This window comes from Luteimonas sp. MC1825, assembly GCF_014764385.1.
Taxonomy (GTDB): Bacteria; Pseudomonadota; Gammaproteobacteria; order Xanthomonadales; family Xanthomonadaceae; genus Luteimonas.
The window spans coordinates 1234182-1254578 of the sequence record NZ_CP061714.1; the positions used below are offsets into that span (position 1 = coordinate 1234182).

A 20397-nucleotide genomic window follows, 5' to 3' on the forward strand; every position below is an offset into this window, starting at 1 on the left:
GCAATCATCCCGATCGAGCTGCTCCAGGGAGGGGGCATGCCATTCGACGTGCGGGTGCTGCGTGAGAGTTCGGGGGACGATCCAGGCGCCATGGTGGAACTCGTCGAGTGTTTCGACGAGGTCGCCACGGGCATCCGTGCCGGCCTCCTGCAGGCGATTGCGCAGGGCGACGCGGCGCAGCTCGCCACGCTGGCGCATTCGCTGAAGTCTTCGTCACGCGCGATGGGCGCGATGGCGCTGGGTGAGCTGTGCGCAGAGCTCGAAGCGCACGCCGCGGCGGGTCGCCCCGCCGGATTGGGTCCGGCCGTGACCACGGTGGTGGCGGAACTGGATGCCGCACTCGCGGCGATGCGGCACTGGCGCGCGGCGCAGGCGCCACAGGGGAGGACCGGCATTTGAAGATCCTGATCGTGGACGACGACGATTTCACCACCCGCCTGCTGCAGATCCAGCTGCGCGCGATGGGCCTGAAGGACAGCGGCTACGCCGGCATCGAGTCGAGCTCGAGCGGTGCCGACGCGATCGGGCGGCTCGCGCTCGCGCCCGCCGACTTCGGGCTGGTGTTCTGCGACCTGCGCATGCCTGGAATGGACGGCGTCGAATTCGTGCGCCACCTGGTCGCGACGGAATTCCGCGGCGGGCTGGTGCTCATCAGCGGCGCGGAGCCGCGCGTGCTGCAGATGGTCGAGCAACTGGCACGCCAGCAGGGCCTGGACGTGCTCGGCAGCCTGGCCAAGCCGGTCACGCCGGGCAGCCTGCGCACGTTGCTGCAGGGGCGGAAGTCAGCCGGCCTCGGCGGCAAGTGGGCCGACTGCGCGACGCAACCAGGTACCACCGCCGATGCCGCCGAGCTTGAAGCGGCCATCAATGGCGGCGAAATCGTCAACCACTACCAGCCGAAGATCGACCTGCGCACCGGCGCCGTGGTGGGCATGGAAGCGCTGGCACGCTGGCAACACCCCGAGCGCGGCGTCGTGGCACCGGATGACTTCCTGCCGCTGGTCGAAAGCGCCGGCCTGGTGACTCCGCTGGCGCGCGCGGTGCTGGTCAATGCGCTGCACCACGCATGCTCGTGGAATGGTGCCGGGGGCGGGCTGGACGTGGCGGTGAACGTGTCGCTGGCCAGCCTTGGCAGGCTGGACTTCCCCGATCGCCTGGCGGCAATGGCCGCCGAGGCGGGATTCCCGCTGGAGCGGCTGGTGCTCGAGCTGTCCGAATCACGCCTGCCGACCGAGCCGCGCGCCCAGCTCGATATCCTGAGCCGGCTGCGGCTGAAAGGCGTGCGCCTGGCGCTCGACGATTTCGGCACCGGCTTCACCAAGCTGGCGCAGCTGCGCGACATGCCGTTCTCGGAGCTGAAGATCGACCGCGCATTCGTCCAGGGCGTGTCCGGGGATGCCTCGCGACGCGCGATCGTGCAGGCCGCGCTGGCGCTGGCGCGCGAACTCGATGTGGAGACGGTCGCCGAAGGCGTCGACAACGCGGAGGATCTCGCCTGCCTGCGCGCGCTCGGCTGCGGCATGTTCCAGGGCTACCTGGTGGCGGAACCGATGCCGGCCTGCGACGTAGTGCCCTGGCTGGATGCCTGGCCCACCCTGCGTGAGGGCGTGCTGAGCGCCTGAGCCCCGAGGCAACAAAAAACCCCCGGGAGACCGGGGGTTCTTGCATGCGCGAAACATGGTGGGCGGTACAGGGATCGAACCTGTGACCCTTGCCGTGTGAAGGCAATGCTCTACCGCTGAGCTAACCGCCCGAAACAGCGCGCAAGTATACAGCAGCACACGCGGTTCCTGGCAAGGGTCCGGCCGACGCGGCCCGCATCGCCATGCCCGGGCAGGCTTCACCCGCGTCTCACCGCGCCAGTCCTAGCGTCGACAGCCCCAACCCCTTCGCGAGGGACGCCATGGCGCGCCCGATCTGGACCGGAACCCTTTCGTTCGGCCTGCTCAACGTGCCGGTGTCGCTGATGTCCGGCGAGCGCCGCATCGACCTGCATTTCCGCATGCTGGATTCGCGCGACAAGAATCCGGTCCGCTACGAGCGGGTCAACGCCGAGACCGGCGAGGAAGTGCCTTGGAAGGACATCGTCAAGGCCTTCGAGTACGACAAGGGCAGCTACGTCGTGCTGGAGCAGGAGGACATCAAGTCCGCCGCCCCGGAGAGCCACGAGACCGTGGAGGTCGAGACCTTCGTGGACGCGTCCGCGATCCCGTTCCAGTACTACGAGAAGCCCTACATCCTGGTGCCGGCCAAGAAGGCCGAGAAGGGCTACGTGCTGCTTCGCGAAACGCTCAAGGCGACCGGGCAGGCCGGCATCGCACGGGTGGTGATCCGCACCCGCGAATACCTGGCCGCGGTGCTGCCGCGCGATGATGCGCTGATGCTGATGCTGCTGCGCTATCCGCAGGAGCTGGTGGACCCTGCGGAGCACCGCCTGCCCGAGGGCGAATCCGCCGACTACAGGATCAGTCCGAAAGAACTCGAGATGGCCAAGCAGCTCATCGCGTCGATGAGCGGCGAATGGGACCCGAGCGGGTACAAGGACGAATTCCGCGAGCGCCTGGAGAAGGTGATCCGCGACAAGATGAAGGCCGACGGCACGGTGGCCAAGCCGGACGACAGCGAGTTCGAGGCGCCGGAAGGCGCGGCGACCAATGTCGTGGACTTCATGGCACTGCTGCAGAAGAGCATCGGCAGCAACAAGCGCACGCCGGCGAAGAAGTCCGCGGAGCGCGACGACAAAGCGGCGGCGAAGAAGGCCGCCGCGAAAAAGGCACCGGCGAAGAAAACCGCCGCCGCGAAGAAGGCCCCCGCCGACAAGCCGGCGGCAAAGACCGCCAAGGCGCCGGCGCGCAAGGCCGCCAAGGGCACGACGCGCAAGGCGGGCTGAGGCCGGCGCCATGAGCCTGCGCGAATACGCCCGCAAGCGTCGCTTCGACGGCACCCCCGAGCCGTCTGGCGATGCACCCACGAGCGTCGGCCATCGGCCGATCTTCGTGGTGCAACTGCACCACGCCAGCAGCCGCCACTACGACTTCCGCCTGGAGGCCGATGGCGCGCTGAAGAGCTGGGCGGTGCCGAAGGGGCCGTCGCTGCGCGCGGGCGAGAAGCGCCTGGCTGTGGAGGTGGAGGATCACCCGCTGTCGTACGCCACGTTCGCCGGTGACATCCCCGAAGGCCATTACGGCGCCGGCCACGTGGACGTGTTCGACCACGGCCACTGGGCCTGCGATGGCGACCCGCTGGAAGGCATCGCCGCCGGCAAGCTGGATTTCACCCTGAGCGGCAGCAAGCTCAAGGGCGCATGGAAGCTGGTGCGCACGAAGAAGGCGGGCCGCCAGGCGCAGTGGCTGCTGATGAAGCGCAGCGACGCGCACGCCGCGGACATGGAGGCGGACGACCTGGTGGATGCACCGTCGAAACCGCGTTCCGCCGCCAGGTCCGCCAAGGCAACCAAGGCCACGAAGCCCCGCGCCCCGCGCAAGGCCGACGCGCGCTGGCGCAAGGCCGCACTGGCGCTGCCGGGCGCGAAGGACACCGGCGTGCCGGCAGGATTCGAGCCGCAGCTGTGCACGTTGCGGGGCGCGGCGCCGCCGGGCGACGACTGGCTGCACGAGATCAAGTGGGACGGCTACCGGTTGATGGTCGACATGGTCGATGGCGTCGCGCGGTTGCGCTCGCGTGGCGGACTGGACTGGGACAAGACCTTCCCGGACGTGGCCGCAGCGGTCGCCGCGCTGCCGGTCTCCGAAGCCTGCCTCGATGGCGAACTGGTGGTGCTTGGCCCCGACGGCCACAGCGACTTCTCCGAGCTGCAGCGGGTGATCGACGGCAGCTCGAAAGCCGCGCTGCGCTACCTGGTGTTCGATCTCGTCGGCCTGGCGGGTGTCGACCTGCGCGGCTCGCCGCTGGGCGCGCGCAAGGCCCTGCTGAAGTCGCTGCTGCCCGAGGCGCCGCACCTGCTGGCCTACAGCGACCACGTCGTCGGCCATGGCCCCGAGGTCTACGAGGAGACCGGCCGACAGGGCATCGAGGGCGTCATCTGCAAGCGCGCCGACAGCCTGTATCGCGGCGGCCGCGGCAACGACTGGCTGAAGGTGAAGCACGAATCGGCGGACGAGTTCGTGGTGGTCGGCTACACCGATCCCAAGCGCAGCCGTACCGGCTTCGGCGCGCTGCTGATGGCCACGCGCGAGCGTGGCGGGCTGCGCTACGTGGGGCGCGTGGGCACCGGTTTCGACGACGCCATGCTGCGCGACCTCACCGCGCGGCTGCGCAAGCTGGAGCAGAAGCAGGCGACGGTCGAGCTGCCGGACCACATCGCGCTGCCGCTGCGCACCGTGCACTGGGTGCGCCCGGAGCTGGTCGCCGAGGTGGCTTTCCGTGGCTGGGCCAAGGAGGGCCTGCTGCGCCAGGCCGCCTTCAAGCGCCTGCGCATCGACAAGGCGGCGCGCGACGTGGAGGAACCGCAGGTGGAAAAGGACGACGTGACGGCCGGGCGCATCACCAGCCCGGACCGGGTGGTGTTCGAGGGCGCGAAGTACACCAAGGGCGACGTGGCCGAGTACTACCGCAGCGTCGCCGACTGGCTGCTGCCGGAGCTTGCCGGGCGGCCACTGTCGCTGCTGCGCTGCCCCGACGGCACCAGGGGCCAGTGCTTCTTCCAGAAGCACCACGCCGAAAGCCTGGGCGACGATGTGCGCGCGATCGTGTTGAAGCAGAAGAGCGGCAAGGAGCCGTACCTGTACATCGACGACATCGCCGGCGTGATCGACCTGGTGCAGATGAACACGCTCGAGTTCCATCCCTGGGGATCGCGCGTGGACGATCCCGAGCTGCCGGACCGGCTGGTGTTCGACCTGGACCCCGGCGAAGGCCTGGGCTGGGCCGACGTGGTGCGCTCCGCGCGTGACATCCGCGCGCGCCTGGCTGAAGCGGGGCTGGAGAGCTTCGTGCGGCTGTCCGGCGGCAAGGGCGCGCACGTGGTGGCGCCGATCACGCGCGGCCCGGACTGGGATTACGTGCGCGCGTTCTGCGGTGGCTTTGCCGAAGCGATGGCGCTGCAGGCGCCGGACCGCTACGTGGCCACGATGTCCAAGGCCAAGCGCTCGGGGAAGATGTTCATCGACTGGCTGCGCAACGCGCGCGGCGCCACCAGCGTGGCGTCGTGGTCGCTGCGCGCGCGCAAGGGCGCGCCGGTGGCGGTGCCGATCCGCTGGGACGAACTGGGCAAGGTGGCGGGCCCCGCGGCGTTCGACCTCGCCAAGGCGAAGCAGCGGGCTGCGCGGTTGCGCAAGGATCCGTGGGATGGGTTCGCGACGCTGGAGCAGGAGTTGCCGAGCTGGGAGTGATGGGCGTGGCGCCATGTGCTCGCGATGCGGGCCGGCATGACGGGGCGACCACGGCGAGGGTGGCAGTCTCGTTGCATCAACTGACCTGGGAGCATGGATATGGCGAACGTTGTCTCTCGCAAAGGCGCGAAGGGCGCGAAGGCCGCGGCGCGCGCGAAGGGCGCTGGTGCTGACGCAACTGTCGCTCGCCAGCGTGAGATCCAGGCGAAGGCAGATGCAGCCTCGAAGCGCGCGTCGAAGAAGCGTGCCGGCAAGAAGGCGGCGAAGAAGGCGACGCAGGCGGGGACGCGGCGGCAGCCGGAGAATCCGATGCCTGCGCAGCATCTGGCCAAGCCAGGTCACGAGCATGCGCTGGCGTTGGCGCCACGGTTCGAGGCGCCGGATTACGTCGGCAGTGGCAAGCTGGAGGGCATGGCGGCCATCATCACCGGCGGCGATTCCGGCATCGGCCGGGCGGTGGCGGTGCTGTTCGCACGCGAAGGCGCCGATGTGGCGGTGATGCACCTGGACGAAGACGAAGACGCCGCGGTGACAAAGCGCCACGTCGAGGCCGAAGGCCGCCGCTGCCTGGTGATCGCCGGCGATGTCCGCGATCCGAAATTCTGCAGGAAGGCCGTGCGCAAGGCGGTCAAGGCGTTCGGACGGCTGGACGTGCTGGTCAACAATGCCGCCTTCCAGCAGCACGTCGATCGCCTGGAAGATTTGGGCAACCGCCACCTGCAGGAGACGCTGCAGACCAATATCGCCGGCTACTTCCATATGGCGCGCGCCGCGCTGCCGCACATGGAGCGCGGTGCCAGCATCATCAACACCGGCTCCGAGACCGGCATCTTCGGCAGCCCGAAGCTGCTCGACTATTCCGCGACCAAGGGCGCGATCCACGCATTCACCATGTCGCTGGCGTCCAACCTGCTGGAGCGCGGCATCCGCGTGAACTGCGTGGCGCCAGGCCCGGTGTGGACGCCGCTCAACCCGGCCGACAAACCCGCCGAGGATGTCGCGGAGTTCGGCAAGGACAGCGACATGAAGCGCCCGGCGCAGCCGGAAGAGGTGTCGCCGGCGTACGTGTTCCTGGCGTCACCGGTGATGTCGTCGTACGTGAATGGCGTGATCCTGCCGGTGATGGGCGGGCCGCGTGGCTGATGCGCGCATCACGACAACGCGCGCGTGACGCCGAATTGACATGCAGCGCACGCGCCGTGGTCGAGCATCTGAGACCCCACCAGCGAGGCCACGACCATGACCCAGCCTGACAAGAAGTCCGACGTCCTCAAGGACCGCCCCGCAGGCGAGGACGCCCACCGCGAACAGCGCGAGTACCCGCACGGCTCGGGCGACCGCAACACGGTCTCGCCCTCAGCACCGGACGACGTGGATCGCAACTTCCACGGCGGCACGCAGCGCACCACCGAGTCCGACCCGAAGCCGCGCGACCCCGCGAAGCCTTAGCCCGCGCGTCAGCCGATCACGCGTTCGAACGGCGGCAGCGCATCGATGATGCGCTTGCCGTAGCGACGCGTAAGCAGGCGCGAGTCGAGGATGATGACGCGTCCGGTGTCGGTGGATGTGCGGATCAGGCGCCCGGCGAACTGGGTCAGCGTGCGCAGGGCATGCGGCACGGCGATCAGGTTGAAGGCGTTGTGGCCGCGGCTCTCCAGCCATTCGCCCAGCGTGGCGGTCTGCGGGTCTGTGGGCACGGAGAACGGCACCTGGGTGATCACCACCGTGGTGCAGGCCTCGCCGGGCAGGTCGAGGCCTTCGCCGAACGAGTTCAGGCCGAACAGCACCGAGCCCTTGCCCGCGGCGATGCGTGCGACATGGTCGGCCACTGTCTGCGACTTGTTGCCCATGCCCTGCACGAGGACCTGCTTGCGGCGCGCGTCGCACAACAGCTCCGCGACTTTTTCCATTTTCCAGCGCGAGGTGAACAGCACCATGCTGCCCTTGCCCCAGTCGAGCTCGCGCTCGAGGTAGTCGGCGACGGCCACGGGATGGCCTTCGCGATCGTCGGGCGTGGCCGGGAACTGCGGGATGACCAGTTGCGCCTGGCGCGGCAGGTCGAAAGGCGAGGGCAGGCTCACCATTTCGGCGTGGTCGGGCAGCCCGGTGTCGATGGCGAACGCCTGGAAGTCGCCGCCGCCGGTGAGCGTGGCCGATGTCATCACCACCGAGTCGACGTCCTTCCACAGCAGCTGGCGCAGCACCTGCGCGGCCGACACCGGCGAGCAGTGGCAGACCAGGTCGCCGTCGCGGGCCTGCGTGAGCCAGCGCGCCATGGGCGGCTGCCCGTCGCGGTCTTCGCGCCGCCAGCCCGACCACAGCGCGTGCTGTTCCTCGACCATCTCCAGCGCCATGCCGAGATTGCGCTGCAGGCGCTCCTTGGCGGGATCGTCCTGCTTCGACTTGGCGACGATCTGCTGCGCGGAATGCACCCAGTTGAACAGGCTGCGCGTGTCGTCGCCGAGCGCTTCCACGGCGGGCATCCAGTCCGCGGGCAGGCGGCCATGCGGCGCGCGCCACAAGGGATCGCGGTCACCGGGTTCGGGCGTCCACGCGTGTTCGAGTTCGACGCGGAACGCCTTGAGCGCCTTGGCGACGCGCGCCGCCAGCTCCACGGCGTCGCTCGGCAGCAGCGTGCCGATCGTGTCCTTGCCGACCAGGCGGTAGCTGGCGGTGACCAGGCCCTGCATCCGTGCCACGCGCTTGGCCATGTCGCCCATGGGCAGGCGCGCCGCGCCCTGGTCGATGGCGACGCTGGCCACGTGGTGGCCTTCATCGAGCACCAGCAGCATGTCCGCGGGCGCCGCCAGCAACGGCTGGCTGTTTTCCGCATCCCCCAGCGACAGCGACGAGAGCAAGAGCGCGTGGTTGGTGACCACGATCTGCGCGTCGCGCACGGTGGTGCGCGCGGTGAGCACCGGGCACTGCGCGGCATAGCCGCAACGACGTCCCGCGCAGGCCGACGCCGGCGTGGTGATCTGGCTGCGCAGGGCAGGGCTGACGAGCTCCGGCGCGGCATCGAGGTCGCCATCCCACAGGCGATCGGTATAGGCCTCGAGCAGACGCGTCGCGGCCTCGATCTCGAACGGGGACAGCGGACGGTCGTACAGTGGCTCCTCGTCGGGGAACATCGCATCCTGGCTTGAGCCGCCCTGCATTTCGGCGGCGTTGCGCGTGCACAGGTAGCGGGTGCGGCCCTTGGCCAGCGCCACGCGCGCCTGCAGTCCGGTCGCGGCGAGGAACGCGGGGATGTCGCGCCCGACCAGCTGCGACTGCAGGGCGACGGTGCCGGTGCTGATGACCAGCTTCTTGCCGGTGGCCAGCGCGATCGGCACGCCGGCCGTCAGGTAGGCGAGGCTCTTGCCGACGCCGGTCGGTGCCTCCGCAATGCCGATGCCGCCAGTGGTCGCCAGCGCCCTCGACACCACGCCGATCATGTGGCTCTGCGCACGCCGCGTGCTGAAGCCGGGCGTGTTTGCCTGCAGGCTGCCGTAGGCGGCGCGGATGTCGTCTTTCAGTGCTTCGGTCAGGACGCGCGTGGTGGCAGTGGCCGCTTGTGCCGTGGGCTGCGGCCCGGAATCATTCATGGCGTGGATTTTCACATGTCCACGAACGAAAAGCCCCGCAGGGCAAATGCCGTGCAGGGCTTGCGGTCAGACTTGCTGTTGCGTCGCAATGGTGGCCGGGGAGGGAATCGAACCCCCGACACGGGGATTTTCAATCCCCTGCTCTACCAACTGAGCTACCCGGCCACTGGCGAGCGCGGAATGATACGGCGGCGGCGCGCGGGCGGCAAGCATCACCGCAGCTGAACCTGCCCGCGAGGTGCCGCAGCCGGCGCATGCGGCGCGTTGCATGATGGCGTCACCGATGGTAGATGCCGCACGGCGGCGGGAGGCAACGATGGCCACGCAAACAGTCGCCCGGATGGGCATGGCGCTCGCCGCGGCGCTGGTGGTGTCGGCATGCGCGACGGGTCGCGGACGCCTGGACGCGGGGGAAAAACTCACCATCTATCGCGCCGCGGCGGGTGCGCCGGTGGGCAGTTTTCCGTACCACGGCAGCATCACTGGCTGGACGCCGCTGGGCGATGGCGCGATCGCGCTGTGGACCGGCCCGAGTCGCGCCTGGTTGCTGGACCTCGACGGCCCTTGCCCGGACATCGACTTCAGTCCGGTGATCGCCGTGACCAGCAGCGAGGGCGGGCGTGTCATGGCACGCTTCGACAAGGTGCTGGCCAGCGGCCACGGCTCCATGCAGATCCCCTGCCGCATCCGCGAGATCCGGCCGCTCGACACCCGGCAGATCAAGGCCGCCGAGAAGGCGGCCCGCGACGATCAGGGCGCGTCTTCGGGCACGTAGCCGGCGGGCGCTTCGGCGCCGCCGCCGAACAGGAACTTCTCCATCTCGCCTTCGAGGAAGGCGCGGGTGGCGGGATCCAGCGGCGACAGCCGGTTCTCGTTGATCAGCATGGTCTGGTGCGCCAGCCACGCCGCCCAGCCGGCCTTGCCGATATGCGCGAACACGCGCTTGCCCAGCGCGCCGGGCCACGGCACGAAGGCGAGGCCTTCAGCATCCTGTTTCTGGTATTCGCAGTACACGGTGCGGCTCATTGCGGCGGATTCTCCTGGTGCTCGGCGAACTGCATGTCGAGCAGTGTCCTGACGGGCGCCGGGATCCCGAGAGCATCGATCGCGTCATGCGACACCCAGCGCAGGTCGTCATTGTCGCCCACCGCGGCGGCGGGGGCGACGGCGCGCCAGCGCAGCGGCAGCAACCTGAGCCGGTAATGGCTGAACGCGTGGGCGATCGGCTCCAGCGCCTCGCCTTGCGCATAGTCGCCGTCGGCGTGGGCGTGGAACAGCGCGCGCGCGGCGTCGTGGTCTTCGGCTTCGGGCAGGGACCAGAGCTGGGCCCACACACCGGCCGGAGGGCGTCGCCTCAGCAGCACGCGGCCTTCGCCGTCGCGCAGCACGAGCAGCACGGCCTCGCGCTGCGGCAGCGCCTTGCCGGGCTTCGACGTGGGCAGTTCGGCGACGCGACCTTCGATGCGCGCGACGCAGCCGTCCTGCAGCGGGCAGAGGATGCACGCCGGGTCATGACGCGTGCACAGGGTGGCGCCGAGATCCATCTGCGCCTGTGTGTAGTCGGCCAGGCGCGCGTCGGGCAGCTGCGCCTGCGCGTGCTGCCAGAGCTGCTTCTCGACCGCCGGCAGGCCGGGCCAGCCGCTGACGCCATGGACGCGGGCCAGCACGCGCTTGACGTTGCCGTCGAGGATCGCGTGTCGGTCGCCCCAGGCCTGCGACAGGATCGCGCCCGCGGTGCTGCGGCCGATGCCCGGCAGCGCCAGCAGCGCATCGAAATCGCGCGGCAGTCCGCCGTCGTGGCGTTCGACGCACGCGCGTGCCGCGGCATGCAGGTTGCGGGCGCGTGCGTAGTAACCCAGGCCCGACCAGAGCCCGAGCACGTCGTCCAGCGGCGCCGCGGCCAGCGCCGGCAGGTCGGGCAGGGCAGCCACGAAGCGCTCGAAATAGGGCACCACAACGCGCACCTGCGTCTGCTGCAGCATGATTTCCGACAGCCACACCCGGTACGGCGAGCGCGGGTGCTGCCAGGGCAGGTCGTGGCGGCCGTGGATGTCGAACCACGCCAGCAGCCGCGGCGCGAAGCCGCTGTCGGCAGCCTTGTTCACGGCGATTCTTCGATCGTCACTTCCACGCCTTCCAGCACGCCACCGGGCACTTCGATGCGCGGTGCGCTGGCACGCGCACGCAGCGGCGGCAGCGGGGAGCCGTTGGCCGCGTCCTGCGACCAGCCAAGGACGTCGGCGATGCGGAACACGGCGTCGGCGCGGGCGTCGCCATGCGCCAACTGCAGCGCGACGGGGTCGGCAAGCGTCGGCGCGCCGGCGTAGGCGATCGAGAACGGCAGCGGCGCGCCAGGTGCGTCCAGCGGCGGCGGCAGCGTGGGCCAGGCCTGCGGCCATTCCGCCATGTGCCCGGACAGCCCAAGCAGCAGTGCGCGTGACAATGCGATCCGCCCGCGTGCATCCAGGTCTGGCACCACGCCTTCGCCGTGCAGCACCACGTCCGCCGGCGCGAGCGACCACGCACCGTCGCGCAGGCGCAGCGGTCCGTGCAGCCCGAGCGTGAACGGCAGCGAAGTGTCGCCGCCTTCGTAGCGCGCGCTGGCGCCGAAGCGCAGCGGCTGCAGGCGGAGGATGCCAGCGTCGTAGCGCAGCGGCCCGGATGCGGTGAGGTAGGCGGGCAGCCGCCAGCTGCCGTTGTCCAGCGTGGCATGGCCGGTGACGGCGGCGCCGCTGCCGTTTTCAACGCGTTCGGCTGCGGTGCGCAGGTCGAACTCGACCGTCGTGGGGGACGCAAGCACGAGGCGACCGCGTGCCTTCGCAGCCAGCGGCGCGCCGGCGCGCAGCGCCTGCAGAGACAGGCCGAACCCTTCGACGTGCCAGCCATCGCCGTCGATCCGGCCGTCGTTGACCAGCAGGCCGTTGCGCAGCGTGGGGATCCGGCCGTCGCCGGGTGGCCGCGTCGCAAGCCAGGCCTGCAGTGCGGCGACATCGAGCCGTGGCGCGTCGAGTTCGATGCGGTCGAGTTCGAGCGGCGCGGCGCGGTTGCGCAACGTGGACCAGGGCAGGGAGAGGAAGACGCGCTCGGCGCGCAGCAGCGGCGTGGCGGCACCTGGCTGCCGTGCGACGACATCGCGCACCTCGAGCATCGGCGTGCCGCGCAGCCGGTAGCGTGCCTCGCCGGACGCGCTGATCTCGAGCCCGAGGATGCCCCCCACCGTGTCCAGCGCAAGCCGCGACAGCCGCTGCGGCTGCAGCAGCAGCGACAGCGCGACGACGGCTGCGAGCAGCAGCAGTACCAGCGTCCCCGCCAGCCAGGCGGCAACGCGGCGCCGGGTCACGCGCCCAGCGCTTCCGGCAGCAGTGCGTCGACGAAGGCCTCGGCGTCGAACACGCGCAGGTCCTCGGGGCGCTCGCCGATGCCGGCATAGCGGATCGGGATGCCGAACTCGCGCGCCAGCGCGAACACCACGCCGCCCTTGGCGGTGCCGTCGAGCTTGGTGACCACCAGCCCGGTCACGCCGGCCGCGGCGTGGAACTGGCGCAGCTGCGACAGCGCGTTCTGGCCGGTGGTGCCGTCGATGACCAGCAGCACCTCGTGCGGTGCGGCGTCATCGAGCTTGCCGAGCACGCGCTTGATCTTGCCGAGCTCGTTCATCAGCCCCTGCTGCGTGTGCAGGCGCCCGGCGGTGTCGGCGATCAGGATCTCCGTGCCGCGGGCGCGCGCGGCCTGCAACGCGTCGAAGGCGACCGATGCGGCGTCGGCATTCTGGCCCTGCGCGATCACCGGAACGCCGTTGCGCTCGCCCCAGGCCTGCAGCTGCGCGACCGCCGCGGCGCGGAAGGTGTCGCCGGCGGCCAGCATCAGGCTGCGGCCCTCGTCCTTGTAGCGGCGCGCCAGCTTGCCGATGGTGGTGGTCTTGCCCACGCCGTTGACGCCAACGGTGAGGATCACGAACGGGCGCACCGCCGGGTCGATCACCAGCGGGCGCGCCACGGGCTCCAGCATGGCGATCAGGTCGCCGCGCAGCGCGCCAAGCATGGCGTTGGCATCGGCGAACTCGCGCGCCTTCATGCGCTTGCGCAGCGACTCGACCAGCTGGGTGGTGGCGGTGACGCCGACGTCGGCGGTCAGCAGCGCGGTTTCGATCTCGTCGAGCAGGTCGTCGTCGAGGCGTGGATTTCGCGAGAACAGGCCGCCCAGGCCACGGGCGAAGCCGCTTCCCTTCAGGCGTTCGCGCCAGCCCGACTTGCCCGGTGCGGCGGCGGGCTTTTCCTGGGTGGTCGACGAAGCAGGCGTGGCCGGCACGGGCGTGGCCAGGTCTGCCGCAAGCGGCGCGGCATCCATGAACGCCTGCACCTTGGCTTCGCCTTCCGCTGCGGCATCGGCCGCAGCAGCCGCATCAGCCGCGTGGGCGGTGCCAGCTGCGTGGTCCACGTCGCCAACCGGCGACGCGGCCGCGTCGCTCGCGGGCAAGTCGCGGCCAGGCGCGTTCGGAAACGCCGCCGCCAGCGCCTCGATGTCCAGCTTCGGCCTGCCGGCATTCCCTCCGCCGGTGCCTGCTTCGGGTTTCTTGCGGCGGAAAAAGCTGACCATTGCGCTGGCAACCGGACCGTGTGGGGGAGGGGGTGCACATCGCCGCGCGAGCGCGGACAATGACGCGGCATGGTATCACCGGCCCGAAATCCGACCCTTCCGACACGCGCCGGACCCGCCGGCAGCGTGCGCATCATCGGTGGGCGCTGGCGCGGGTCGAAGCTGCCGGTGGCCGATGCGCCCGGCCTGCGCCCGACCTCCGACCGCGCACGCGAGACCCTGTTCAACTGGCTGCAGCCGATGCTGCCCGGCGCGCGCGTGCTCGACCTGTTCGCCGGCAGCGGTGCACTCGGACTTGAAGCCCTCTCGCGCGGTGCCGCCGAAGCGCTGCTGGTCGAACGCGATCCTGTGCTGGCCCAGGCGCTGCACGCCAGTTGCACCCGCCTGCACGCGGGTGATGCCGCGACCGTGGTGCGTGCCGACGCACTGGATTGGCTGCGCCTGCCGGTGCACGGGCAGTTCGACCTGGTGTTCCTGGACCCGCCATTCGCCGACGATGCCTGGGCCACGGCGCTGCAGCGCCTGCCGCCGTGGCTCGCGCGCGGCGCATGGCTGTACATGGAGTCGCCCGCCGGCGTTGCGCCCGCGCCCGGTGCGGGCTGGCGCCTGCATCGCGAGTCCGCCACGCGCGATGCGCGCCACGCGCTGTACCGCCAGGCGCCCGCCGACGCGGCCGGGCACGCCCCGGCTTGAGCGCCACCGGGCGCGGCGCTGCTACACTCGCCGCGGCCCCAGCCACCCGACCCGGCGCAGCGACGCGATGACCACAGCACGCAACAGGATCGCCGTCTATCCCGGCACCTTCGATCCGATCACCAACGGCCACGTCGACCTGGTGGACCGGGCCGCGCCGCTGTTCGAGAAGCTGATCGTCGGGGTTGCCGAAAGCCCGGGCAAGGGTCCAGCGCTGCCGCTGGCGCTGCGCGTCGAGCTCGCCCGCGAGGCGCTGGCCGCGCACGCCAACGTGGAGGTGATGGGCTTCGATTCGCTGCTGGCGCACTTCGTGGCCGAGGTCGGCGGCGGGGTGCTGCTGCGCGGCCTGCGCGCGGTGTCGGATTTCGAGTACGAGTTCCAGCTGGCCAGCATGAACCGGCACCTGATTCCCGAAGTCGAGACGCTGTTCCTGACCCCCGCGGAACAATATGGCTTCATCTCATCATCGCTGGTACGCGAGATCTCCCGTCTTGGCGGCGATGTCTCGGGGTTCGTGCCGGCGGCAGTGGCCGATGCGCTGCAGGCCGAATGGCGGCGCACCAAGCTTTGACCAGCGGAACCACACGTTCCGACCTTCCAGAAAAACATGGGGAAACTGCAATGAACACGATGTCCCGCCTGCTGCTGACCGCTTGCCTCGCACTTCCGTTGCTGGCCGCGTGCAAGAAGGAAGAAGCCGCGCCCGTCGCCGTCGCGGCGCCGCTGACCGCACCCGCGGCCGGGTCCGACGACGCCGCGTGGCGCGCCTACGTCTCCGACGTGGTGACGCGCAACATGGAGGGCATCGGCAACCAGCCCTTCGTGTATTTCCTGCCGTCCACGGCGGGCGCAGAGGACCAGACCGGCGCCTATGAGCGCCTGCTCGACAAGGCCAAGGGCGACGTGGCCCGCGGCATCGTCAAGGGCAACCTGCTTGCCTACGCGTCGGCCGATTCCGCCCGCATGGGCGACATCGTGGTGGAGTCGTTCGCCGGCGTGCCGGCCGACACCATGAAGGGCGTGCGCGTGCTGTTCATCGGCGCCGCGGCCGACAAGGACCGCGTGGCGACCGCCGTGGCTCCGGCCGGCGTCGAATACGTCTTCATCGAAGCGAAGTGATCCAGGCGCCGCCGCCGGCATCGTCCGGCGGCGGCCCTTGCGGGCAGGGTCTACAATGACCCCATGGCCCTGCGCATCAACGAACTCTGCGTCAACTGCGACGTCTGCGAGCCTGCCTGCCCGAACGAGGCGATCTCGCAGGGCGAGACCATCTATGTGATCGATCCCGCGCGCTGCACCGAGTGCGTGGGTCATTTCGACGAGCCGCAGTGCGTCGTCGTCTGCCCGGTCGAATGCATCGACCCGGACCTGGACATCCCTGAAACCCACGACCAGTTGCTTGCCAAGCTCATGCGACTGCGGGAGAACGTTGCATGAGCCTTCGCCACCTGTTGCACCTTGGCGCGCTGTCGCTGCTGTTGTCCCTGGTGCCCGCCTGCGCCAGCGTGGCCGATGGCGAACGCATCACCGCCGGCGCGACATCCGCCGCGCCTGCGTCCAGGCCGCCGGGCGTGGCCGTGGCCTCGGCGCACGCGCTGGCCACCGACGCCGGCCTGGAGATCCTGGCCGCTGGCGGCAACGCCTTCGACGCCGCGATCGCGGTGTCGGCGGTGCTGTCGGTGGTGGAGCCGATCAGTTCGGGCATCGGCGGTGGCGGATTCTTCCTGCTGCACGATGCCGCCAGCGGCAAGGACCTGTTCGTGGACGCGCGCGAGACCGCGCCGGCCGCTGCCACGGCTGCGAAGTACGTGCAGGCCGACGGTGGCTTCGACCGCGACCGTGCCACCAACGGTGCGTGGGCGGCCGGTATTCCGGGCCTTCCGGCGGCGTTCGTGCACCTGCAGGCGGAGCATGGCCAGCTGCCGCTTGCGCGCAGCCTGGCGCCGGCGATCCGCATCGCCCGCGACGGCTTCCCGGTGTATGCGCGCATGGCGCGCGGCTACCAGGCGCGGCGCGAGGTGATGGAGCGCTACCCCGGTACCCGCGAGGTGTACCTGGCCGGCGGCCGGCCGATCGCCGAAGGCGACCTGTTCCTCCAGCCCGACCTGGCGCGCACGCTGCAGGCCTTGGCCGACCGCGGGTTCGACGGCTTCTATCGCGGCGACGTGGCGGAAAAGCTGCTGGCCGGGGTGAGCGACGCCGGCGGCGAATGGACCGCCGAAGAGCTCGCCGCCTACCGGGTGCGCGTGCGCGAGCCGATGCGCTTCCGCTACCACGACTGGGAGGTGGTGACCGCGCCGCCGCCGTCGTCGGGCGGCATCGCCATGGCGCAGATGCTGCAGATCCTCGCGCCGTACGACCTGGATGCGCTGCCCGAGGCGCAGCGCGCCCACCTGGTGGTGGAGTCGATGCGCCGCGCGTTCCGCGACCGCACCTTCTACCTGGGCGATCCCGACTTCGTGAAGGTGCCGCAGCGCCTGCTCGCCAGCCCCGATTACGCGGCCGGCCTGCGCGCCACCATCCATCCCGAGAGGGCGACGCCCAGCGACCTGCTGTCGGGTGCGCCGACGCCGCTGGAAGACGACGAGACCACGCATTTCTCGATCATCGACGCCGACGGCAACCGCGTGGCGGCGACGCAGACGGTGAACCTGCTCTATGGCTCCGGCCTGGTGGCGCCCGGCACCGGCGTGCTGCTCAACAACGAGATGGACGATTTCGCGCTCATGCCGGGCACGCCCAACGCGTTCGGCGTGATGGGGTACGACGCCAACGCGCCGGCGCCGGGCAAGCGCATGCTGAGCTCGATGACGCCCACCTTCATGGTCTCCGCCGAACGCATCGCCGTGCTCGGCACGCCCGGCGGCTCGCGCATCATCACCATGGTGCTGCTCGGCGCCCTCGGCTACGACGCCGGCCTGTCCGCGCAGGATGTCGCGGCCCTGCCGCGCTACCACCACCAGTGGATGCCGGACCGCATCTCGGCGGAGACCGGCACCTTCACCCCTGGCGTCGCGCGCGCGCTGCAGGCGATGGGCCACGTGGTCGACCTGCCGGAGCCCGAGCGCGACGGCCGCGCCTCCAGCCACGTCTGGGGCAACATGCAGACGGTGGCGTGGGACCGCACCACCAACACCCTCGAGGGTGGCAGCGATCCACGCAATCCGGTCGGCAAGGCCGCGGTCGTGGCCGCGCCGGCAGCGCCCGCCCGCTAGGCCACGGGGCGCGTCGTGATCGAGCCACCTCCGAAACCCTGGTACCTCAAACTGCCGGCCAAGCTGGGCGCGACCGTGTTCTTCCTGGTCGCGCTGACCACGCTGATCGGCAACCTGCTGGAGCTCGACGCCAAGCGGCGCGAGCGGGCGGAGCAGCTCGCGCCGGCGGCCACCATCGCGGTGCCGGCGCCTGCCGACCCCGACGGGACGCCGGCGGCACCGCCGACGGCGCGGCGCCTGGCCCTGCAGCTGGAGCGCATCGTGGTGCTTGGCGATGGCACGGTCGGCACCACCGACTGGCGCTTCGCGGTGGAGGCCGACGGCGAGCCCTTGTTCGTGTTGCAACAGGACGCGCTCGACGACACCGCCGGGCGCAACGTCGCGCTGCCGGCCAGCGCGCGCACCACGTTGCGGGTCGCCCCGGCGGGGTCGCTGGTGACGGTGAAGGCCTGGCGCGGCAGCCGGCTGCGGCTGCCGAGCGCGGAGCCCGATGCCAGCGGGCAGGGCAGGCTGGCGCTGGATGGCGCCATCGCGCCGCTCGAGGTGGTGGCGATCGATCCGGCCGGCGGCCATTTCATCCTGCATTTCTCGGCAACCGCCGCCGACTGAGTACTATCTGCCCATGAAACTCTGGTCGATCGACGGCAACACCCAGAAGCTCGACGGCGGCGCGATGTTCGGCAATGCGCCACGCGCGGTCTGGGCCAAGTGGGCGGCGCCCGACGACGCCAACCGCATCCCGCTCGCCACGCGCTGCCTGCTGGCCACGCCACTTGCCGGGCGCACCGTGCTGTTCGAGACCGGGATCGGCGCGTTCTTCGAGCCGAAATTGCGCGAGCGATTCGGCGTCACCGAGGACCGCCACGTGCTGCTGGATTCGCTGGCCGCCGCCGGCTTCCGCCACGAGGACATCGACGTGGTGGTGCTGAGCCACCTGCACTTCGACCACGCCGGCGGCCTGCTCGCTCCGTGGGCGGAAGGCGCGGCGCCGGCACTGCTGTTCCCCAATGCCACCTTCGTGCTCGGCCGCGAGCAATGGGCGCGCGCGGTGGACCCGCATCCGCGCGACCGGGCCAGCTACATCCCGGAGTTGCCCGGGCTGCTCGAGGCCAGCGGACGCCTGGAGCTGGTGGACGGCGTGCACACGCCCGCGCTCGGCAACAGCGTGCGTTTCCACTACAGCGACGGCCACACGCCGGGGATGATGCTGGCCGAGATCGTCGGCCCCGACCTGCGTGGCGGCGAGGCGCACGGCGGGGTGGTGTATTGCGCCGACCTGGTACCGGGCCTGCCCTGGGTACACGTGCCGATCACGATGGGCTACGACCGCTGCGCCGAGACCCTGATCGACGAGAAGCAGGCGTTCCTCGAGGACAAGCTGGCGCGCAACGTGCACCTGTTCTTTACCCACGACCCGGAATGCGCGCTGGCGCAACTGGCGCGCGACGCGCGCGGCCGGTTCACGGCGGAGCACCGGCTGGCCGGACTGCACGCACGGAGCCTGGGCGCTGCCTGAGCGCGGCGCTCAGCGCGCGACGGGGGCCAGCAGCAACCAGGCGGCCAGCAGTGCCGACAGCAGCAGGACGACGATGACCACGAGACGATGCCGGCGCGCGTGCCCGGCATGCTCGGGCGCGCCCGGCGCGTCGGCACTGATGTTCGGCGTCACGTGCCCGCTGCCCGGTGGCGCCGGGGCGCGCTGCCCGCGCGCCGCAGCCTGGACCGGCGTGCCGCTGGTTGCGGCACCGTTCCCTGGCAGGGTCGCGCCCGCCGGGACCAGCACCGCCGGCGTCGTCAGCCGGTAGCCCACGCCGTAGACCGTGGACAGGGTCCGCCCGGCCTCGCTGCCCAGGGCGATGCGCAGCCGGCGCATGGTCTTGGACACCGCGCTGTCATTCACGTGCTCCACGCCTGGCCAGGCTTCGGCCACGAGGGTGCTGCGCGGCACGACCTGCTCGGCATGCCGCAGCAGGCAGCCCAGGACTGCGAAGGCACGCTCGTCGAGTTGTGCGCGGTAGTCGTCGCGGATCAGCTGGTGGCTGTCGATGTCGAGGCGGTTGCGCCCGAACAGCCAGTGCGCGCCCGCCGGTGCGCCGCCGGCCGCATGCGACCGGCGCGAGCCGGCAGGACCGGAAAACAGCGTGAACAAGGGGCTGGCCACACTTGGCCCAACGCCAGGCGTGCGCCAGGCAGGCCATCGGCGCGTGCAAGGCGCGCCGGCCGCGCCGGCGGACTCAGGCGCGGGTGCCGAAGATCTTGTCGCCGGCGTCGCCGAGGCCGGGATGGATGTAGCCGGTGTCGTCGAGGCGCTGGTCGATGGCTGCGGTGAAGACCTCGACATCCGGGTGCCGCGCCTCGAGCGCGCGCAGGCCTTCCGGTGCCGCCACCAGGAACAGGCCCTTGATTCGGCTGCATCCGGCGGCCTTGAGCATGTCGACGGTGGCGATCAGGGTGCCGCCGGTGGCCAGCATCGGGTCGAGGATCAGCGCGGTGCGGTCGGCCATCTCGCCGACCAGGTTCTCGTAGTAGGGCACCGCCTGGAGCGAGGCCTCGTCGCGCTTGATGCCGACCACGCTGACCTTGGCGGCCGGGATGAGTTCAAGCACCCCGGGCAGCATGCCCAGCCCCGCGCGCAGGATCGGCACCAGGGTCACCTTGCGGCCCTTGATGCGGGTCACGCGCACCGCGCCGGCCCAGCCGGCCACCTCGGCGTCTTCGGTCTCGAGGTCGGCGGTGGCTTCGTAGGTGAGCAGGGTGGCCACCTCGGCCGACAGCTCGCGGAAGGTCTTGGTGCTGTTGTCGGCGCGGCGCAGCAGGCCGAGCTTGTGCTGCACCAGCGGGTGGCGGACTTCGACGATCTTCATGCGCTATCCAGGCGTGCGATGCGCGAAGTCTGCAGCAAACCCGGTCAGAACGCAGTGCTTGCAACAGGACATGCCGGGGACAGCGGTGCAT

The 20397-nt window shown here is 70.7% G+C and carries 21 protein-coding genes and 2 tRNA genes; 14 read left to right on the forward strand and 9 right to left on the reverse strand.

Translation table 11 applies throughout. The features are described from left to right. Positions 1-36: 36 nt before the first annotated feature. On the forward strand, positions 37-399 hold the full coding sequence (locus tag IDM46_RS05705; RefSeq protein ID WP_185115080.1) for an Hpt domain-containing protein: 363 nt from the start codon (positions 37-39) through the stop codon (positions 397-399). Then, a complete protein-coding gene (locus IDM46_RS05710; RefSeq protein ID WP_185115081.1) occupies positions 396-1622 on the forward strand; it encodes an EAL domain-containing response regulator in 1227 nt (408 codons plus the stop codon). The genes IDM46_RS05705 and IDM46_RS05710 overlap by 4 nt, the downstream gene beginning before the upstream one ends. Positions 1623-1678: 56 nt before the next feature. On the opposite strand, the gene IDM46_RS05715 is transcribed toward IDM46_RS05710, so the two are convergent. Continuing rightward, positions 1679-1753, reverse strand: a tRNA-Val gene (locus IDM46_RS05715). 150 nt (positions 1754-1903) lie between these two features. On the opposite strand from IDM46_RS05715, the gene IDM46_RS05720 reads away from it, so the two are divergent. The 4 genes from IDM46_RS05720 (at position 1904) to IDM46_RS05735 (ending at position 6800) form a co-directional block, all read left to right on the forward strand. Then, the gene (locus tag IDM46_RS05720) at positions 1904-2890 is read left to right on the forward strand and encodes a Ku protein (protein ID WP_185115082.1); all 987 of its coding nucleotides are present in this window, start codon (positions 1904-1906) and stop codon (positions 2888-2890) included. Positions 2891-2900: 10 nt separating this feature from the next. After that, positions 2901-5351, forward strand: coding sequence for a DNA ligase D (ligD, locus tag IDM46_RS05725; RefSeq protein WP_185115083.1), 2451 nt, complete (start codon positions 2901-2903; stop codon positions 5349-5351). A gap of 93 nt (positions 5352-5444) precedes the next feature. Continuing rightward, positions 5445-6494, forward strand: coding sequence for an SDR family oxidoreductase (locus tag IDM46_RS05730; protein ID WP_223878037.1), 1050 nt, complete (start codon positions 5445-5447; stop codon positions 6492-6494). Positions 6495-6590: 96 nt separating this feature from the next. Then, entirely contained in the window at positions 6591-6800 is a 210-nt protein-coding gene (locus tag IDM46_RS05735) for a hypothetical protein (protein WP_182821584.1), read from the forward strand. Positions 6801-6808: 8 nt separating this feature from the next. On the opposite strand, the gene dinG is transcribed toward IDM46_RS05735, so the two are convergent. Together dinG and IDM46_RS05745 are read right to left on the reverse strand one after the other, a co-directional pair. Next, positions 6809-8938: an ATP-dependent DNA helicase DinG gene (gene dinG / locus IDM46_RS05740; protein WP_185115085.1), complete on the reverse strand. Its 2130-nt coding sequence runs from the start codon at positions 8936-8938 to the stop codon at positions 6809-6811. A gap of 89 nt (positions 8939-9027) precedes the next feature. Further along, positions 9028-9103: transfer RNA gene (locus tag IDM46_RS05745), tRNA-Phe, on the reverse strand. Between the two features lie 151 nt (positions 9104-9254). Here IDM46_RS05745 and IDM46_RS05750 point away from each other — a divergent pair. After that, positions 9255-9713, forward strand: coding sequence for a DUF6491 family protein (locus tag IDM46_RS05750; protein ID WP_223878038.1), 459 nt, complete (start codon positions 9255-9257; stop codon positions 9711-9713). Here IDM46_RS05750 and IDM46_RS05755 read toward each other — a convergent pair. The 4 genes from IDM46_RS05755 to ftsY are packed head-to-tail and all read right to left on the reverse strand — an operon-like array spanning position 9689 to position 13534. Next, a complete protein-coding gene (locus tag IDM46_RS05755; protein WP_185115086.1) occupies positions 9689-9964 on the reverse strand; it encodes an oxidative damage protection protein in 276 nt (91 codons plus the stop codon). The genes IDM46_RS05750 and IDM46_RS05755 overlap by 25 nt on opposite strands. Beyond that, positions 9961-11043 carry an A/G-specific adenine glycosylase gene (gene mutY / locus IDM46_RS05760; protein WP_223878039.1) on the reverse strand — a complete coding sequence of 361 codons (1083 nt, stop codon included), beginning with the start codon at positions 11041-11043 and terminating at the stop codon, positions 9961-9963. The genes IDM46_RS05755 and mutY overlap by 4 nt, the downstream gene beginning before the upstream one ends. Continuing rightward, entirely contained in the window at positions 11040-12278 is a 1239-nt protein-coding gene (locus tag IDM46_RS05765) for a hypothetical protein (protein WP_185115087.1), read from the reverse strand. Before IDM46_RS05765 ends, mutY begins: the two co-directional genes overlap by 4 nt. After that, positions 12275-13534 carry a signal recognition particle-docking protein FtsY gene (ftsY, locus tag IDM46_RS05770; protein ID WP_185115088.1) on the reverse strand — a complete coding sequence of 420 codons (1260 nt, stop codon included), beginning with the start codon at positions 13532-13534 and terminating at the stop codon, positions 12275-12277. The genes IDM46_RS05765 and ftsY overlap by 4 nt, the downstream gene beginning before the upstream one ends. A gap of 69 nt (positions 13535-13603) precedes the next feature. Here ftsY and rsmD point away from each other — a divergent pair, with 69 nt between their 5' ends. The 7 genes from rsmD to IDM46_RS05805 all read left to right on the forward strand — a co-directional run bounded on the left by rsmD (position 13604) and on the right by IDM46_RS05805 (position 18958). Beyond that, a complete protein-coding gene (rsmD, locus tag IDM46_RS05775; protein WP_185115089.1) occupies positions 13604-14227 on the forward strand; it encodes a 16S rRNA (guanine(966)-N(2))-methyltransferase RsmD in 624 nt (207 codons plus the stop codon). 67 nt (positions 14228-14294) lie between these two features. Beyond that, positions 14295-14798, forward strand: coding sequence for a pantetheine-phosphate adenylyltransferase (gene coaD, locus IDM46_RS05780; protein WP_182821571.1), 504 nt, complete (start codon positions 14295-14297; stop codon positions 14796-14798). Between the two features lie 50 nt (positions 14799-14848). Then, entirely contained in the window at positions 14849-15346 is a 498-nt protein-coding gene (locus IDM46_RS05785; protein ID WP_182821569.1) for a hypothetical protein, read from the forward strand. 63 nt (positions 15347-15409) lie between these two features. Continuing rightward, positions 15410-15664: a YfhL family 4Fe-4S dicluster ferredoxin gene (locus IDM46_RS05790; protein WP_182821567.1), complete on the forward strand. Its 255-nt coding sequence runs from the start codon at positions 15410-15412 to the stop codon at positions 15662-15664. Next, positions 15661-17442: a gamma-glutamyltransferase gene (gene ggt, locus IDM46_RS05795; RefSeq protein ID WP_185115090.1), complete on the forward strand. Its 1782-nt coding sequence runs from the start codon at positions 15661-15663 to the stop codon at positions 17440-17442. Before IDM46_RS05790 ends, ggt begins: the two co-directional genes overlap by 4 nt. Before the next feature lie 15 nt (positions 17443-17457). Then, positions 17458-18051 (forward strand): hypothetical protein, encoded by a 594-nt coding sequence (locus IDM46_RS05800; RefSeq protein WP_185115091.1) that lies wholly within the window; start codon positions 17458-17460, stop codon positions 18049-18051. Positions 18052-18064: 13 nt separating this feature from the next. Further along, entirely contained in the window at positions 18065-18958 is an 894-nt protein-coding gene (locus tag IDM46_RS05805) for an MBL fold metallo-hydrolase (RefSeq protein WP_182821561.1), read from the forward strand. Between the two features lie 9 nt (positions 18959-18967). Here the strand turns inward: IDM46_RS05805 and IDM46_RS05810 are convergent, their stop codons facing one another. Continuing rightward, complete coding sequence (locus tag IDM46_RS05810; protein WP_221441782.1) at positions 18968-19603, reverse strand: winged helix-turn-helix domain-containing protein; 636 nt, start codon at positions 19601-19603, stop codon at positions 18968-18970. Positions 19604-19676: 73 nt separating this feature from the next. Further along, complete coding sequence (upp, locus tag IDM46_RS05815; RefSeq protein WP_182821557.1) at positions 19677-20306, reverse strand: uracil phosphoribosyltransferase; 630 nt, start codon at positions 20304-20306, stop codon at positions 19677-19679. Between the last annotated feature and the right edge of the window lie 91 nt (positions 20307-20397).